The sequence below is a fragment of the Peptococcaceae bacterium 1198_IL3148 genome (assembly GCA_036763105.1).
In the GTDB taxonomy this organism is placed as follows: Bacteria; Bacillota; Desulfotomaculia; order Desulfotomaculales; family Desulfohalotomaculaceae; genus JBAIYS01.
In genome coordinates this window covers 14,683-30,658 of record JBAIYS010000013.1, presented here as the reverse complement: position 1 = coordinate 30,658, position 15,976 = coordinate 14,683, and the positions used below count along the sequence as shown (strand labels likewise).

The following is a 15,976-nucleotide window of genomic DNA, read 5'->3' as shown; positions in this document are numbered from 1 at the left end:
TAATGTTAACGGGGTGATTGCTGATGATTATTCATAAATCCTTTAGTCAAGATAAATTAAACCAACAACAATTACTGTCTGTTTTATATAAAATACTCACTTCCGGAAGTGATCCATTACCTAAATTAAACAACCCAGACCAACCCAGTGACGACAAAAACACCGATTAAAAATTTACCATTCCATCCCCCCTCCCAAATTATTTGCCATTATGGGACCAGCCCTCACCATGGAGCGTCCTCCTGCTGGCGGCCCCAACCGGGCACCACCACGCCACCGCCCGCCCTGTGGCTCAGCCTTTATATAATTTTTTTTGTTCCTGGCCACCGCCATTATATTATCGCTAAAATAACTGGCCCTGCCACCGACATCCTTTTCACCAGCAAAGACTTTTTTGTCCTGCCCTAAGCGCGCCACTCCTTTGACAATGCTCTGCTCCCGTCGCGCCTTTTTACCCCGTATATCATTAAAAACAGCCAACATCACACACCACTCCTTCTAAGGCAACAGCCCAAAAATCAAGCTGGCTGCTGCCCTAATGCTTGCCTAATTCATATCCAGCCCAACCCTATGTAATTTTTAATTTGATGCTCTGTTTAATCATGCTTTCATAAATCTCTATTCAGTTGTGGTTATTTGATCATGCCACCAGTGCACCCCTAAGGGAAGTTCCCATCCCATCTTAATTATTCAAGTAGTGTTAGCGGCATGGTAGATACTTGGTTATAACTAATCTATGTGATAAGCTGTCTGAAAAATAACCCTTACTCAACCCTCCACTAATCAGTATTTGCTGATTTTTACTTTTAATATTTTGGTTGTTTGGGTTATTGTTCAAAGCTTGGGCACTAAGTGGCTTGCCCCTTAACAATTATCATGCTAACAAATAATTCCAAATACCGTTTGCTGTTATATTTGGCAGTTTAATTAAATTATCTTTCATGCACCACCATATATTACCAAATGCTTAGTTTTACAAAGGTACCTATCGTTTTTTGGATTGTATATTCGGTGTATCAAGTCCGCCAATGCCGTCAAAACCTGTGATGGTGCCTGAAATGACTTCCTTTAATGGCACCGGATCGTAAATTGAAGTAAAGGCAATTTTCTCCACCACAAAAACTGGATCAAAGGCGTGTATCAGTACCCGTTTTGGAGAACTGGCAAAGTTGGCACCGGCCTCTAAAATGGCCTCATAACAGGATTGACAAGCGCCGGCAAAAATAATTAAATCGTCCATATTTTTTTCATATTTGCGGGCGGCCTTTACCGATTTAATAAAGTTATCGGAATTGTAGTAATTGTTGACATTGCGCTGATCCTTAGCCCCCTTAACCAAACCGTCGTGGCCTGTTAACACCACAATATCCGGCCGATGTTCTTCCAGATATTGAATTACAACTTGATGCTGTTTATCTTCGGCCACATGATAACCGTGGGCCGGAATACCCATTTGATTATAGGTGGTCAAGCATAAATTTAAATAATCGGCATCGCCATCAAGATGTAAAACACTGCCAGGAACATCGAAGGCTTCAATTTTTTTTTCCCCATCAGCACCGGTATTTAATGCCCGATTAAAGCATTGCTGCCGATCTTTCAGTCGGCGCTGAAAAACCCTTTTCATTTGCTCATTATTTTTTTTCATTACATTTTTCCAATGATTGGCCACTTCCTTAGCATCCACCCGTTCTAAATCATTCACCGGGGCGCTGGCCGTTAGCCGGACATCCAATCCCTTTAATATGCAAAATTCTTGATTGTTATCATTAACAAAAATATCAACCACTTTAAAAAATATATCTCGGGAATAGGATTTACGGGCAACGATATCCCCTTTTTTTAATCCCGCCATCAAATTGCCTCCTTACACAGATTACAATTTTTTTATGATATGTTGTTAATTACCAAAAGGTGCCGCTATGTATGTCAACGGGTAAAAAATAAGAACACACCGGTTAAATAAACCAATGTGTTCTTATTTACTGTGTTTATCGGCGACACTGGAGGCCCCATAGGCGTCGGGTTTTATTTTTGCTCTAAAGCCACTGCCGGTAACCATACCCACCACTTCTCTAATTAAATCTTTGGTTTCTCCATTTTTACCCACATCTATATGGATTTCCAAATCTAAATCATCATAACCGGTTTCCGCCAGATAACCAGTAACTAAACCGCCCACTTCCAAACTCAATGATGTCTCAAAATAAATTTTTTGCCTTAAACTGCGCACCCGTTGTTCCAATTGTTTGCGATAATAGTATTTGGCCCCTTTACCTAAGCGGTGAACCACCACCGCTGTGATATAACAAGTATCATGTTTTACCTGTGAATCAGAGCCAATAATTATTTTATAGCTGGAGTGAGGTAACCCTCTAATGTATTTAATTATATCTTCCATCATTTGTTCAAAGGTCATGGTTCCTTTAGTTGGGCTGGTAAACTCCATATGGCGACTCCTAGTTAATTTTTATACGGTGCTAATTCATTAGCTATTAAAGCAAATTCCTCTATCGATAGGGTTTCTCCTCTACGTTTGGGATCAATACTTATTTTATGCAAAATATTTGTCCACTGTTCTTTACCGATATTCAATGTTGACCCAGTCAAAGCATTGAGCAAAGTTTTTCGCCGCATACCAAAGGCTGCCCGCATCACATTAAAAAATAATTTTTCGTTCAATACTTTCACCGCTGGTTTTTCCCTAACCTTGAGGCATATCACCGCTGAATCCACTTCTGGTTTAGGATGAAACACTGTCTTTGGCACTTTAAAGGCGATGTCCGCCTCGGTGTAATACTGAACAGCCACCGTCAAAGCGCCGTAATCCTTATGACCAGGTTTGGCAACCATCCTTTGGGCCACTTCCTTTTGAGTCATTAAAACTAACCGATTGAGATTAAATCTGTTGGTCAACATGTGCATAATTAACGGGGTGGTGATGTAGTAGGGCAGGTTGGCCACCAGTTTGTAACTTTGGGCTTTACTGCCGTACCGGCCGGCACTCTTTTCTGCCACCAGTTGATCAAAATCCACTTCCATGGCATCGGCAAAAACCACTGCGGTATTATGATAATCCCCGAGGGTTTCGGTTAATATCGGTTTTAATTTCTGGTCTATCTCCACAGCCACCACTTGGCTGGCTTTTTCTGCCAAGGCACTGGTTAACACACCGATGCCAGTGCCAATTTCCACCACTAAGTCGTTAGCGGTAACCTCTGCCGCCTGGACAATTTTATTGATGATGTTACCGTCAATAAGAAAATTTTGTCCCAGCGCCTTGCGGGTGCTAAAATTATGTCGCGCTAATATTTCCCTTACCTTTGCAGGGGATGATAAATCTTTCAACAACCATCTCTCTTTTCCAATTGATGTTATTTTTTATATTATAACCTGAGTAGGTATAATACTTCCAGAAAAATATAAATAGGTGCCCGCTGGCACCTATTTCAGCCTATTATTTATTCCATTAAATTACCAAACAAAGTTTGATAATAATGATAAATATTTTTCTGCATCAGTTCTATTTTTTCTGTCACCTTATCAAAGGATAAGTTATTACTGGTATAAAGCGCTCCCAGCCCCAATAGTACAGCAAACATAACAATTACCCCTAGACAAATAAATATTATTTTTTTTAGTTTTTGGTGTAGTTTAGGTGTAGGTTTAATATTGGAACCATTTTTTGGGGGCCATTCAACGGTTGACCAACCCATTTGCCCTCCCCCTTAAAATATTTTTAGTAATATCAACATTCTACTAAACCCGCAATTTCCCTGCCAAAAAATTACATCAAATAATTGCTATAAGCAACAATAAGGATGGCATATCGCCACCCTTATGGTTATTTACCTAAAATATCCACATTTACCGTTCTTCTACCCCAATTTATAGCCTCTTGGTTGCTGGGGAAAAACACATCTATGCGGTTACCTTTAATATCACCACCAACATCAAGGGCCACCGCTTCCCCATAGCCTTCTACATATAATCTTGTACCTAAGGGTATCACCTCTGGGTCCACCGCCACCACCCCATGCTGGGGTATAATGCCGGTGGCGGTATTATGACCGGTAAAGGTATAGGCGGTGGCCACTGCCGTTAACCGGCCCTCTGCCATTGACCGATTAACCGCCGAACGGCTCACCACTGGTACCACAGGCCTTTTGCCAACAGCAACTATTTTAGATTGGGGTTCCTTTATCACTTCGGTTTTAATTAGATCACGGGATACCTCAATTCCATTATGTAACACCACGCTATAAACCATTTGTTTTATTCCATTGCTGCCCTGTTGACGAATTTTTTCCACACCTTGAGGCAACCTGTCATCGGCCTGGCGTACAACTTCAAAGGGTACTTGCTGTTGTATAGTCATCTGTTTTTTGTCCACTTTGACAACTTTAATTGTTTGCCCATCCTTAATGGCAGCTTGCAATTGTGGCACCACTATGTCGTTGGCATCCAATGTAATATTTTGCTCAGCCATCACTTGGGCAATTGTTGCTTTAAAGGTATAAACTTCGTAGGTATCGTTGTCCACCACTATGGTAACCTGTTTGCCAAAAAAGTTTAATAGCAACAGCAAAGCTAAGGCTAGCACTATCATTAAAAATAGTAACCGCCAAGATTTATCCTGCCAAAAAAACTCTGGCTTGCTAAAACTGATAACTACACCTCCCCGCACAAATTACTTTTATAAATATATGCGGTTGTTTTGGAAAATATGAATAAAATTTGAAAAAATTTACAGGCTAAAATTCTATCCCCTTTTGGGCCGTTATTCCCTTTTGATAGGGGTGCTTAATCATTTCCATTTTAGTCACCAAATCTGCCAAATCAATTATTTCTGCCGAGGCTTCCCTGCCGGTCAGTATGATATGCAAATGCTGGGGTTTAGTTTTTATTAGTTCCACCACAGCCGTTGCCTCCACCAGACGGTAGGCAATGGCATAATTTATTTCGTCCAATACAATCATTTGATATTCCCCCGAGGCGATGGCAGCTTGGGCCATCTTTATACCCTGTTGTGCCGCCTGTCGATGTTGTAACATTTGGTTTTCATCATTAAAGTCTATAAAGCCCAGGCCCAGTTGATGAATTTCAATATTATTTCCCAATTTAGCAAAGGCCTTTTGTTCTCCGGTGTGCCAACTGCCCTTTATAAATTGTAGAAATAAAACCTTCATGCCCTGGCCCCAAGCCCTTAGGGCGGTGCCCAGCGCCGCAGTGGTTTTTCCTTTACCCTCTCCGGTAAAGACCAGCACCAAGCCGGTGGTGTCATTACTCAATTTTTTCACCACCCCTTGGCAATTTAAATAATGCGCTGGCATTGGCAATTATTGCCGGCCATAGCTCTGACACCGGCATCTGTTTTAATTCAGCTATTTGCTCCGCCACATATTTAACATAATCCGGTTGGTTTCTTTTACCCCGATGGGGTACCGGGGTTAGATAGGGGCTATCTGTTTCCACCAGTATTTTTTCCAGCGGCACCTGGGCTGCCACTTCTTTTAGGTTGGCTGCATTTTTAAAGGTCACCGGTCCGGCAAAGGAAATGTAAAAGCCCATATTTAAGCACTCTTGGGCCACCTCCATGCTGCCGGAATAACAGTGCATTACCCCGCCAATGGGTGCTAACTTTTCTTGGCGCATAATTTCTAAAAAGTCACCATAGGCGTCCCGCAAATGAATAACCACCGGTAAATTAAGTTCTTTAGCTAAATTTAACTGGGCCACAAACACTTGTCTTTGGACATCCCGGGGAGACAGATCATAATAATAATCCAAACCAATTTCACCAATGGCCACCACCCTTTGGTCAGCGGCCAAATTTTTTAGTTGCCTTAGGTAATCGTCCGGCACGTCTTTAGCATCGTGGGGATGCACTCCCACGGTGGCATATATAAAAGGATACTTTTTAGCCAGTGCCAGCGCAGTGGATGATGTTTCCAGATCATTACCGGCATTTATTATTGTCAGACCACTCTTCATGGCGTCATTAATTAACTGTTCCCGATCCGCCGCAAAGCGCTGGTCGTTTAAATGGGCATGGGTATCAATAAAATTCATACTTACACCTCCGTAGTAATTTAGGGCGCAATAAATTAAATTGCGCCCTAATTTTACAGCGTATTCAGATCAATCCGGGGGAATAATACATCTCCCTTTTGCACCACTGTGCCCTCCGGTAGCTCACCCCAGCGCAAACTTTCCCAAGTATGCAGTTCTGGCCGATCAGCGATTCCCAACTGGGGCCATACCTTTTGCGGTATGTTAGGCATAAAGGGGGTAATCATGACGGTGGCAAACCTCATCACTTCAATAACATTATACAGTATTGTATTTAACCTCGCCCTTTGGCTTTCATCCTTGGCCACCGACCAAGGTGAGGTTTCTTCTAAATATTTATTGGCTCTGGCAATCAATTTCCAAATTGCCGCCAACGCTGTTGAGATTTCTAATTTTTCCATGGCCTCGGCCACTAATTTAGGTGTTTCGGTGGCCAAAGCAATCAATTCTTCATCCAGTTCCCCTTGGGGCTGAGGTTTTTGCAGCACTCCCTGTTGATATTTGCCAGTCATGGTGGCGGTGCGGGATAATAGGTTGCCGTAATCGTTGGCCAAATCAATATTAATGCGCTTTGCCAAGGCTTCCTCAGAATAATAACCGTCGGAGCCAAAGGGCAACTCCCTTAACAGGTAGTATCTCACCGCATCCACGCCATATTTATCTATTAAAACCAGCGGATCCACCACGTTACCTTTGGATTTAGACATTTTACCCCCTTCCAAAAGTAACCAGCCATGACCCATTACCTTTTGCGGTAAAGGTAAATCAAGGGCCATCAGCATAATGGGCCAAATGATGGTGTGAAAACGTACAATATCTTTACCCACCAAGTGCACATTGGCCGGCCAATACTTTTGATATAGACTATCATCTGCACTGCCATAACCCAAGGCAGAAATATAGTTGGTTAAGGCATCAACCCACACATAAACCACATGTTTAGCATCAAAGGGCACTTTGATACCCCAATCAAAGGTGGTCCGGGAAACACAAAGATCCTCCAGCCCCTGTTTAACAAAGCTGATCATCTCATTGCGCCGACTGGTGGGTTGAATGAAATCAGGATGATCCTCAATATATTTTAACCAGCGATCGGCATATTTGGACATTTTAAAGAAATAACTCTCTTCCCGCAGCAGTTCCACCTCTCGGCCACAGTCGGGGCACTTACCATCCACCAGCTGGTAATCGGTAAAAAATGTTTCACAAGGGGTGCAGTACTTGCCCTCATAGGAGGATTTATAAATATCCCCTTGCTTGTGTAGTTGCTCAAATATCATCTGCACCACCCGCTGGTGGCGATCGTCGGTGGTGCGGATAAAGTCATCATAGTTTACGTCCAGCTTTTGCCAAAGGTGCTGAAAGCTGGCCACTATTTTATCCACATATTCCTTTGGTGTTTGCCCATTTTCCTTTGCTTTCCGTTCAATTTTTTGACCGTGTTCATCTGAACCGGTTAAAAAGTAAACGTCATGTCCAGTGATTTTTTTATACCGCGCAATGGCATCGGCCGCCACTGTGGTATAGGCATGGCCAATATGCAGTTTATCACTGGGATAATAAATTGGTGTAGTAATATAAAATGTTGGTTTACTCAATTCAACTGCCCCCTATAATTTTATACTGATAGTAAAATAAAAAATCCGCCCCCAGTAGGGACGGATTTAGTTCCGTGTTACCACCCTGATTCACTTTGCCTTACGGCCAAAGCCTCGGTAGGTGTATAATTCACCATAGTCTGTAACGGGACCCCCCGGCTCAGCCTACTATCCAACGGGAATTCGACCTGCAGTTCCAGAGCCATCTTCAATTACCATTTGCTGACGGGTTCCCACCATCCCCGCTCTCTGGACAGCCCCCAGTAATTTACTCCGCTCTTTCAGCACCATTAGCCTATATAATATGGAATTTTAGCCCACATACTTTATTTTGTCAAGTTTAAGATATTTTTATGCAATTGGTAAGATGTAAAATAATTGGTATATTTTATCAAAGTTATTGACTTTTAATGGAATGGTTGGTACTCTTTACTTGTAATATATTAGTATTTACTGTCGACTAAGATGTTATACGCAAGGGAGGGAAAGAATGTTGAAATCTACAGGTATTGTGCGTAAAGTGGACGAGCTGGGCCGTGTAGTTATCCCCATTGAATTGCGGCGCACCTTGGGTATTGAAGAAAAAGACGCTCTGGAGATTTATGTTGACAGCGAAAAGATTATTCTTAAAAAATATGAGCCAGCCTGTGTTTTTTGTGGCAATGCCGCCGATGTCCAATTATTCAAAGGCAAACAAGTTTGTAAAGATTGTGCCCGGGATATGTTCGAAACCACAAAGGCTATCTAACTAGCAAAGGGGTTATTGCAAAATAATTGTAGGGGCAGGGTTCCATACCTGCCCGCCAGCACAAACCTATGTTGCTTAGGCGGGTGGGCTGGAAAACCAACCCCTACGGTAGGTTGCGCAACAGTCCCCTGATTAATTATTTACCGCTGCATATACTTCTCTTTTGGGCAAACCACGCAATTTGGCCACTTCTTTAATGGCTTCCTTTTTATCCATTCCCGATGCCATCACTTGCTGGACATGTTGGTCCAACGGCAAATGTTCCCAGTCATTTGTTTTCATATCTTGGTCAGATCCGGCAACCACTAGGCAAAACTCCCCCCGGGGGGGATTGATCTCAAAATGCTCTAGGGCCTGTGATATTTTACCCCGAAAGATTTCTTCATGTTTTTTAGTTAATTCCCGGGCCACCGCCAGTTTTCTATCGCTAAAAATTTTTAACATATCCCTTAGCGTTTCCAGCAGGCGATGGGGGCCTTCATAAAATATTAGCGTTCTATTTTCATTGACCAACTTCTCCAATTGACGTCGACGGCCCTTTTTATTTGACGGCAAAAAACCTTCAAAGCAAAAGCGGGCGGTGGGCAATCCAGAAACAACCAATGCGGCAATGCCAGCACTGGGTCCGGGGATGGGCACCACGGTAATATCCTGGGCCAACGCCAATTGAACAATTTCAGCCCCGGGGTCCGAGATGCCCGGCATGCCGGCATCGGAAACCACCACAATATTTAGCCCCTGGTTTAATTTTTCAATTAGCCTTTCGCCCTTGCTTTTTTCATTATGGGCGTGGTAACTGGTTAGCGGAGTGTGAATGTCATAGTTGGCCAGCAGCTTTCTAGTATGCCGGGTATCCTCCGCCGCTATTAAATCACATTCCTTCAGCAACCGTAACGCCCGCTGGGTGATATCTTCTAAATTTCCTATTGGCGTTGCACATAAATATAACGTGCCTTTTTTTATATCCGCCACTACTGATCTGTCACCTCACCATCCTGCCGCCGCAACAGGCTTAGGCAAAACAAACATTCATCTTCTCGGCCTTGGGCAAACCTAACATTACAAATATGAAATCCTTCATTATATAAGCGCAGCAAAGTCGGTTCGTCTGGCTTGCTGCTTAACTCTTTTTTGTTATTTGTTGGCGGCTGGTTAATAACAGCGGTTAACTGACGTCGCAATTTATCATTTTCTTCTTCTAAAGAGCGAGCTATTTTTTTTATATCATCCAGTTCCGCCAGTAACTCTTTAACCATATACTCCAATCTAGCTATCCGTCCTGGTAGAGGGCCCACTTTTTTCACCCTTTATCTCTTTATTAATTTCAGCCAATGGCAGTTCTAGCACATCCTTGTTTTCCTTGGTTTCTAAAGTTACGGTATTTTTAAAAATATTGTATCCTATTACTTTGGCCACTCCCAGCATGGTATTGACGGTGGTGCCAACCTCTGGGAAATTAACTTTGGCCTCTTCGTAAACATCATTTTCGTATTTCAAACAACACATCAACCGGCCGCAAATACCGGATATTTTGGTGGGATTGAGGGATAAATTTTGATCCTTAGCCATGCGGATGGAAACCGGGGCAAATTCACCTAGCCAAGAACCACAGCACAACTCCCTACCACAGCATCCCAAGCCACCACACATTTTAGCTTCATCCCGCACACCAATTTGCCTTAGCTCAATTCTAGTGCGGAACACCGCCGCCAAATCTTTGACCAATTCTCTAAAATCCACCCGGCCATCGGCAGTAAAGTAGAAAATTATTTTGTTATCATCAAAGGTCTGTTCCACATCAATTAACTTCATGGGCAGACCATGCTGTTTAATTTTTTCTAAACAAATTTTATGGGCTTCCTTTTCCTTTATTTTATTCTGCCGTAGTTTTAGTTTGTCCTCTTCGGTAGCCTTACGAATTACTTTTTTCAATGGCGCCACCACTTCTTCTTCATTAACCACCTTGGGCCCTTGCACCACTTTACCAAATTCAATACCTCTGGTGGTCTCCACAATGGCATCGTCGCCAACCTGTAAATCTATCTGATCTGGATCAAAATAATATATTTTGCCAGCTTTTTTAAATCTAATTCCCACCACATCATATGACATCATTAATATGTCCTCCTTCTATGCAAACAAACAATTAGCAAACTTGGCGCTAGCCCAGCTTTTCTAATTGTGAGCTAAGTTAAGTAGCAATGCATCTATAACCAAGCGGGTGTTACCCTTGGATTCCAGGCGCCAGCGGGCCTGTTCCACCTCTGCCATCATTGCCAACAGTTGCTCCGGCCTATACCTGCCGGACCACTGAGCAACCTCGTCCAATAAATCTACATTTATAATCAACGTTTTATCCTCTGTTTGGGACCAAACTAGCACATCTCTAATCCAAAGCTGTAACATTTCTACCCACTCAACGGCATCTGTTCTTTCACTGGCTAAAGTTGCTGCCTGCTGCAACAGTGGCACCATATCGCCAGCCTTTATTTTATCCAGGGTGTTGAGTACGCTATTTCTAACGGTATGAATATTCTCCTTCACCAGCGATATCGCCCTACCTAAACTGCCTCCGGCCATGGCAGCGATCATCTGCTGTTCAACGGCCGTTAAATTGGTTTGTCGGTTTAACCCTTCCACTATTTGGTCCACCGACATCGGTTTAAACCAAAATTGTTGGCACCTTGATAAAATGGTGGGCAACAAGGCGTATGGCCGGGAAGATATCAAAATAAAGACGGTGTTTACCGGTGGTTCCTCTAACGTCTTTAGCAAAGAATTGGCTGCCTCCGCCGTCATCACATCACAATCTTCGATAATGTATACCTGTCTACCACCTTGATAGGAGCGATAATTTACATTTTTTTGAACATAATGTATTTGTTCGAGCTTGATGGTGGCGCCCGTTGGGGTGGTTACATGCAAATCTGGGTGGTTGTTTCCCTCCACTTGGCCACAGTGCCGACAGCGGTTACAGGCTTCTCCCGCCACCGGGTTTTCACATAATAAAGCTTTGGCAAAGCCATGGGCAATGGTACCTTTGCCAACCCCGGGAGTGCCAACAAATAAATAAGCATGGGCCACCCGGTTATTAACAATGGCTTTAATTAAAGTGTTTATATTTTCAGTATGCCCAATTATATCTTGAAAGCTATACATTTAGCAGCGCCTCCACCGCTGTGACCACTTGCTGATGAAGCTCGTCTATCGACAGGGTAGCATTTAAAACCACATGGGTTTCTCCATGCTGCCGGGCTATTTTTAGATATCCTTCCCTTACCTGACGATGGAATTGTGAAGGTTCACTCTCCAGTCGATCCTGGGCACTGCGATTTTTTACTCGACTAAAACTTTGTTCCAACGGCAAATCAAAAACCAACACTTTATCGGGACTGAGCCCACCGGTGGCCAATTGGTTTAAACTGTGCAAAAATTCAAGGGGTAAACTCCGACCATAGCCTTGATAGGCCAAGGTGGAATCAACAAAGCGATCACAAAGCACTATTTTACCTGCCGCCAAAGCAGGTTTAATCTTAGTATATACCAACTGAGCCCGGGCGGACGAGTATAAAAAGGCTTCGGTTCGATAATCTAAATCTTTGTAGGCCGGATTGAGCAGCAGACTGCGAATTTCTTCGCTGATTTTGGTTCCTCCCGGCTCTCTGGTGGTCAATACATTATATCCCCTTTGAATTAAATATTGTTGCAATAAAGCCAATTGAGTACTTTTGCCACTGCCATCGATGCCCTCAAATACGATAAATTTACCAGACATAATCAAACCCCGCAATCAACTACAGTTATTGTTTTTAAAGTTGCATCCCCCGAGCATTGGATGTGCAGTTTATGGGTACGCACTGCCAAGAGATACTCCAATAGTTCCTGGGTAATTAATTCTCCCGGGCAAACTGCCGGTATGCCCGGCGGGTAAACAGAAATACTGTCACCACAAACTTTGCCCACTGCTTGTTCTAAGGGAATTCGTAAGGTTTTGGCTAACCATGCCTCTCTGGGGGTAACCATCACCACCGCTTCCGGCGGATTTAATGTTGCATCGAGCAACTTTTGGCCACTGTATTTTTTAACGATCTTTAATAACCCGTTGTACAAGCTCTGCCCCGCACCCTTGTCGGCGTTAAGACCCAGCACCGCCACAATGTTGTGGTAATCGGCCATTTCAACCTGCACACCGGCGGCAGATAGTAGGTCAAAAACTTGGTAACCAGTCAAGCCGATTTTACTGGTGTTGATAACCAATCTAGTTTCATCCATTGCTAGGGTATCATTTAAGTGATGTTTCTCCAACACTTCAATCCCCGGCAATGCTTTCAACTTAGCCCGCAGGTAGCGGGCTGTTTCATAGGACTGCTTTATTAACCGCTGGCCACTTTCCGCCAACTGACGCCGTGCTGCATCCAATGAAGCCATCAATAGATAAGAAGGGCTGGTTGTTTGCATCATTTTCAAACAAGCCTCCAGCCTGGTTTGATCCACCCGGTCAGAATTCAAATGCAGCATGGATGCCTGGGTCAGCGCTCCACCAACTTTATGGGTGCTTTGTACCACCGCATCGGCACCACACTGCAGAGCATCCGCCGGCAACTGATCAAAAAAACGCAAATGTGCCCCGTGGGCCTCATCCACCAATAGGGGTAGACCCGCTCGGTGAGTTATGTCGGCAATTTCACTTAGGTTCCCGGTTACACCATAATAGGTGGGATGCACCATCAGCACTGCCCGGGCCCCGGGGTGTTGGCAAATACAATGATTCAACTGTTGACCACTGGGCACGGTGGTAAAACCAAAACCCGTTAAAGCGGGCGGGTATATATATACTGGCTTTGCTCCACTTAAAATCAGCCCGGTCAAAATGGACCGGTGGACATTTCTGGGTATAATAATTTCATCATTGGGGCCACAACAGGCCAACACTAAAGCCGCTAAGCCACCGGAGGTACCGTTGACCATAAAGTAACTGTTTCGGCACCCATATAACTGAGCAGCCAAAGTTTGGGCTTTGGCAATGGCCTCCTCTGGGTGGTGCAAGTCATCGAGGCCGGGCAATTCCGTTAAATCATATTGAAAAATTTCATTTTTTAAATTGGCCATTTCTTCCGGTATCGCCACACCCTGCCTATGCCCCGGCACATGCAAGCCAACATGGCCTTTTTTTACATAATTTAGCAAAGCGCTGATCAGTGGTGTTTCTTTTTGGTTCAACTTAATCAATCCTAATTTGAATATATTATGCCAATATATAATTTTATCACAGATTATTATCCTTTCATAGCGCATGAGTTTTTCCAACCTTTGTTTAACATTTCTCGAGGTAAAAAAGAAACAATAATTTTAGCACTGATTTTTTAAAAATAATAAGGGGGGACTTTTCTTGCTTAAAAATAAAAAATCGCCGGTGGATGAAAAAAAGTTATCTAAAAAATATCGCACCAACGTGTCCAGTTTAATTAGATGGTGGAAAAATGGTAAATCCGATGTGGAAATTGCCACTGCCACCGGTATAGATTTGTTAACGCTAAAGAAAATAAAATCGGAAATTGAAATTGCCCACCGCAGACAGCGGTTGGAACAAAAAAAAGCGTCACTGGAGCTTGATCAAGCCTCAAAGCAACGCCAAATCTTTTTTAGGCCACTGATATAATACTGATATTCCGGTTGACTACAATTACTTTGTATTAGTTTCTGCTCACAGGTGGCACAAATATATTTACCCTTAATAAAAAGACCTTTGTTATCTTGGTTCCAAGGCCAATTGCAATAAATGCAAATGGGTATAAACTCTGTCATCACTATCACCCCTTTGTTTTGTGCTAATTTAGCATATGCTCCATTGGCTGAAAGGGTGATATTAACAGCAAAAGCAAAGGAGCCAATAAAATGCTGGTTGCATTCCATTGGCTCCCTTTAAATTATTCAGCTAGAGCAGACTCACTGTTTGCTTTTTCTTTGCCTTTACGCACCACATTGATGGCGGTATCGGGACAAACCATTTGACAAATACCACAGGCAATGCAGTCATCATTAGCTTCTACCGAAGGTGTACCATATACACCCAGCACTTTAGACCAACTAATGCATTTTTTGGGACATTTTTCAATACACAAACCACAGCCTTTGCACAGGCCGGGAAAAACACTCCACTGAGCTTTCTCTAGTTCAAGGGTACGGGGCTTAAATTCTACAGCCACTGGATTTTCCCTCCTTTATACTATTGTGAAACCAGTTCAGCACCTCTATCGATGGCTTTAAAGTTCAGTTCACGCAGTTTTGGATTTTGCTCAAATTTATAACCCAATTTTTTCTCAATGGCCTTTTTGGCATCTTCTTGAGAAACCACTTTGGTTGCTGCCACAATGACACCGAGAATAATTATGTTAAACACCCGTGGATGCAGTTCATTCTTAGCAATGTCCAAGGCAGGAATAGCTAATATTTTAGCTGCATTTTGGGGCAGTTCTTCTTCAGCAATATCAACGCTGGAATCGTATATGAAAATAGTATTTTCGCCAACATATTGCTTGGTGCGTAAAATAGCCCGTTCACTTACGGCCACCACAATGTCACCGATGTTAAATTTAGGAGCACCAATGCGTTCATTGCTGATTTGCAGATAGGCAATGGATACACCGCCCCGTTGCTCAACACCAAAGTTAGGAATATATAATGCTTCTTTACCTTCGTTGTCAGCAGCCTCGGCCAAAATTTGCGCTACAGATTGAACCCCTTGGCCACCTTCACCTGCCAACATAATTTTGGTCAATTCAGCCATTTATTGTCCCTCCTTCTGCTCAGCACCAGGAACTTTCTTTTCGCCCACTTTGAAGTATTTTGGCATTTCTTTTTCCACAAATGCCCAAGTCTTCTCAGCGTTGGTACGCCAGTTGGTAGGACAAGCTGATAATGCCTCTACAAAGGAGAAACCTTTGCCATCCATTTGGTTTTGTAGGGCCTTTTTAATGTAACCCTTCAACTGTCTCAGGTTAGCGGTGGTACCACGGGCAACGTATGCACCTTCACCGGCAATGGCTGCCACCATTTCGGGACCTTGGGTAGGAGCACCGGTTAGTTCCACATCACGGCCGTAAGGCGCAGTTTCCGCCTTCATGCCAGGCAGTGTGGTGGGGGCCATTTGACCACCGGTCATGGCATATACACAGTTGAGGGCTAATATTACAGTGATTCTTTCGTTACGGGCAGCAGCGTTTACCAAGTGTTGAGAACCAATGGCGTAACCGCCGCCATCACCCATGTAAGCAATGGTGATTAAATCAGGATTGGCTCTTTTAATTCCGGTCATCACCGGGGTGGTGCGACCGTGGTGAGTTTGTACGCTGTCAACATTAAAGAAGTCCCATGACAACAAGGAACAACCAATGTCACAACCAAATACAACTCTATCTTGGATTCCCAGTTCATCAATGGCCTCGCCCAGTGCCTTTAATACTAGACCATGGCCACAACCGGGGCAGAATTTATGTGGTTTTGATTCAGGCCGCCAACTCTTTGGCATAGCTGGTTGTACTACAGACATAAATCAATT

At 43.4% G+C, this 15,976-nt stretch carries 22 protein-coding genes and 1 other annotated feature; of the genes, 3 read left to right on the top strand and 19 right to left on the bottom strand.

From position 1 onward, the window contains the following. Nucleotides 1-23 precede the first annotated feature (23 nt). Nucleotides 24-170: a hypothetical protein gene (locus V6C27_12085; protein MEG6617147.1), complete on the top strand. Its 147-nt coding sequence runs from the start codon at nucleotides 24-26 to the stop codon at nucleotides 168-170. A gap of 4 nt (nucleotides 171-174) precedes the next feature. Here the strand turns inward: V6C27_12085 and V6C27_12080 are convergent, their stop codons facing one another. From V6C27_12080 to metG, 9 genes are all read right to left on the bottom strand, one after another. After that, the gene (locus tag V6C27_12080; GenBank protein ID MEG6617146.1) at nucleotides 175-483 is read right to left on the bottom strand and encodes a hypothetical protein; all 309 of its coding nucleotides are present in this window, start codon (nucleotides 481-483) and stop codon (nucleotides 175-177) included. Between the two features lie 502 nt (nucleotides 484-985). Further along, the gene (yabG, locus tag V6C27_12075; GenBank protein MEG6617145.1) at nucleotides 986-1,855 is read right to left on the bottom strand and encodes a sporulation peptidase YabG; all 870 of its coding nucleotides are present in this window, start codon (nucleotides 1,853-1,855) and stop codon (nucleotides 986-988) included. A 123-nt stretch (nucleotides 1,856-1,978) separates the two neighbouring features. Continuing rightward, a complete protein-coding gene (locus tag V6C27_12070) occupies nucleotides 1,979-2,449 on the bottom strand; it encodes a ribonuclease H-like YkuK family protein (GenBank protein MEG6617144.1) in 471 nt (156 codons plus the stop codon). 14 nt (nucleotides 2,450-2,463) lie between these two features. Beyond that, the gene (rsmA, locus tag V6C27_12065; protein ID MEG6617143.1) at nucleotides 2,464-3,348 is read right to left on the bottom strand and encodes a 16S rRNA (adenine(1518)-N(6)/adenine(1519)-N(6))-dimethyltransferase RsmA; all 885 of its coding nucleotides are present in this window, start codon (nucleotides 3,346-3,348) and stop codon (nucleotides 2,464-2,466) included. 113 nt (nucleotides 3,349-3,461) lie between these two features. Continuing rightward, nucleotides 3,462-3,716 (bottom strand): hypothetical protein, encoded by a 255-nt coding sequence (locus V6C27_12060; GenBank protein ID MEG6617142.1) that lies wholly within the window; start codon nucleotides 3,714-3,716, stop codon nucleotides 3,462-3,464. A 128-nt stretch (nucleotides 3,717-3,844) separates the two neighbouring features. After that, complete coding sequence (locus tag V6C27_12055) at nucleotides 3,845-4,609, bottom strand: 3D domain-containing protein (GenBank protein ID MEG6617141.1); 765 nt, start codon at nucleotides 4,607-4,609, stop codon at nucleotides 3,845-3,847. A gap of 145 nt (nucleotides 4,610-4,754) precedes the next feature. Further along, nucleotides 4,755-5,300: a cob(I)yrinic acid a,c-diamide adenosyltransferase gene (cobO, locus tag V6C27_12050; protein ID MEG6617140.1), complete on the bottom strand. Its 546-nt coding sequence runs from the start codon at nucleotides 5,298-5,300 to the stop codon at nucleotides 4,755-4,757. Beyond that, nucleotides 5,284-6,072, bottom strand: coding sequence for a TatD family hydrolase (locus tag V6C27_12045; protein MEG6617139.1), 789 nt, complete (start codon nucleotides 6,070-6,072; stop codon nucleotides 5,284-5,286). The genes cobO and V6C27_12045 overlap by 17 nt, the downstream gene beginning before the upstream one ends. 53 nt (nucleotides 6,073-6,125) lie before the next feature. Continuing rightward, on the bottom strand, nucleotides 6,126-7,670 hold the full coding sequence (gene metG / locus V6C27_12040; protein ID MEG6617138.1) for a methionine--tRNA ligase: 1,545 nt from the start codon (nucleotides 7,668-7,670) through the stop codon (nucleotides 6,126-6,128). Nucleotides 7,671-7,723: 53 nt separating this feature from the next. Then, nucleotides 7,724-7,964, bottom strand: a binding site (T-box leader). Nucleotides 7,965-8,160: 196 nt separating this feature from the next. On the opposite strand from metG, the gene V6C27_12035 reads away from it, so the two are divergent. Continuing rightward, nucleotides 8,161-8,418, top strand: coding sequence for an AbrB/MazE/SpoVT family DNA-binding domain-containing protein (locus V6C27_12035; GenBank protein MEG6617137.1), 258 nt, complete (start codon nucleotides 8,161-8,163; stop codon nucleotides 8,416-8,418). Between the two features lie 132 nt (nucleotides 8,419-8,550). Here the strand turns inward: V6C27_12035 and rsmI are convergent, their stop codons facing one another. The 6 genes from rsmI to V6C27_12005 all read right to left on the bottom strand — a co-directional run bounded on the left by rsmI (nucleotide 8,551) and on the right by V6C27_12005 (nucleotide 13,647). Further along, nucleotides 8,551-9,390 carry a 16S rRNA (cytidine(1402)-2'-O)-methyltransferase gene (gene rsmI / locus V6C27_12030; protein MEG6617136.1) on the bottom strand — a complete coding sequence of 280 codons (840 nt, stop codon included), beginning with the start codon at nucleotides 9,388-9,390 and terminating at the stop codon, nucleotides 8,551-8,553. Further along, the gene (locus V6C27_12025; GenBank protein ID MEG6617135.1) at nucleotides 9,390-9,722 is read right to left on the bottom strand and encodes an initiation control protein YabA; all 333 of its coding nucleotides are present in this window, start codon (nucleotides 9,720-9,722) and stop codon (nucleotides 9,390-9,392) included. The genes rsmI and V6C27_12025 overlap by 1 nt, the downstream gene beginning before the upstream one ends. Continuing rightward, on the bottom strand, nucleotides 9,685-10,530 hold the full coding sequence (locus V6C27_12020) for a stage 0 sporulation family protein (protein ID MEG6617134.1): 846 nt from the start codon (nucleotides 10,528-10,530) through the stop codon (nucleotides 9,685-9,687). Before V6C27_12020 ends, V6C27_12025 begins: the two co-directional genes overlap by 38 nt. A gap of 63 nt (nucleotides 10,531-10,593) precedes the next feature. Continuing rightward, entirely contained in the window at nucleotides 10,594-11,577 is a 984-nt protein-coding gene (gene holB, locus V6C27_12015) for a DNA polymerase III subunit delta' (protein ID MEG6617133.1), read from the bottom strand. Next, nucleotides 11,570-12,193 (bottom strand): dTMP kinase, encoded by a 624-nt coding sequence (tmk, locus tag V6C27_12010; protein ID MEG6617132.1) that lies wholly within the window; start codon nucleotides 12,191-12,193, stop codon nucleotides 11,570-11,572. The genes holB and tmk overlap by 8 nt, the downstream gene beginning before the upstream one ends. Nucleotides 12,194-12,195: 2 nt before the next feature. Then, the gene (locus V6C27_12005; GenBank protein ID MEG6617131.1) at nucleotides 12,196-13,647 is read right to left on the bottom strand and encodes an aminotransferase class I/II-fold pyridoxal phosphate-dependent enzyme; all 1,452 of its coding nucleotides are present in this window, start codon (nucleotides 13,645-13,647) and stop codon (nucleotides 12,196-12,198) included. 160 nt (nucleotides 13,648-13,807) lie between these two features. Between V6C27_12005 and V6C27_12000 the strand changes: the two genes are divergently transcribed. After that, nucleotides 13,808-14,077 carry a hypothetical protein gene (locus V6C27_12000; GenBank protein MEG6617130.1) on the top strand — a complete coding sequence of 90 codons (270 nt, stop codon included), beginning with the start codon at nucleotides 13,808-13,810 and terminating at the stop codon, nucleotides 14,075-14,077. Here V6C27_12000 and V6C27_11995 read toward each other — a convergent pair. The 4 genes from V6C27_11995 to V6C27_11980 form a co-directional block, all read right to left on the bottom strand. Further along, complete coding sequence (locus tag V6C27_11995; protein MEG6617129.1) at nucleotides 14,032-14,223, bottom strand: sigma factor G inhibitor Gin; 192 nt, start codon at nucleotides 14,221-14,223, stop codon at nucleotides 14,032-14,034. The two genes, V6C27_12000 and V6C27_11995, sit on opposite strands and share 46 nt — an antisense overlap. Nucleotides 14,224-14,345: 122 nt before the next feature. Further along, entirely contained in the window at nucleotides 14,346-14,624 is a 279-nt protein-coding gene (locus tag V6C27_11990) for a ferredoxin family protein (GenBank protein MEG6617128.1), read from the bottom strand. A 20-nt stretch (nucleotides 14,625-14,644) separates the two neighbouring features. Next, nucleotides 14,645-15,205: a 2-oxoacid:acceptor oxidoreductase family protein gene (locus tag V6C27_11985; protein MEG6617127.1), complete on the bottom strand. Its 561-nt coding sequence runs from the start codon at nucleotides 15,203-15,205 to the stop codon at nucleotides 14,645-14,647. After that, nucleotides 15,206-15,967 (bottom strand): thiamine pyrophosphate-dependent enzyme, encoded by a 762-nt coding sequence (locus V6C27_11980; protein ID MEG6617126.1) that lies wholly within the window; start codon nucleotides 15,965-15,967, stop codon nucleotides 15,206-15,208. Nucleotides 15,968-15,976 lie beyond the last annotated feature (9 nt).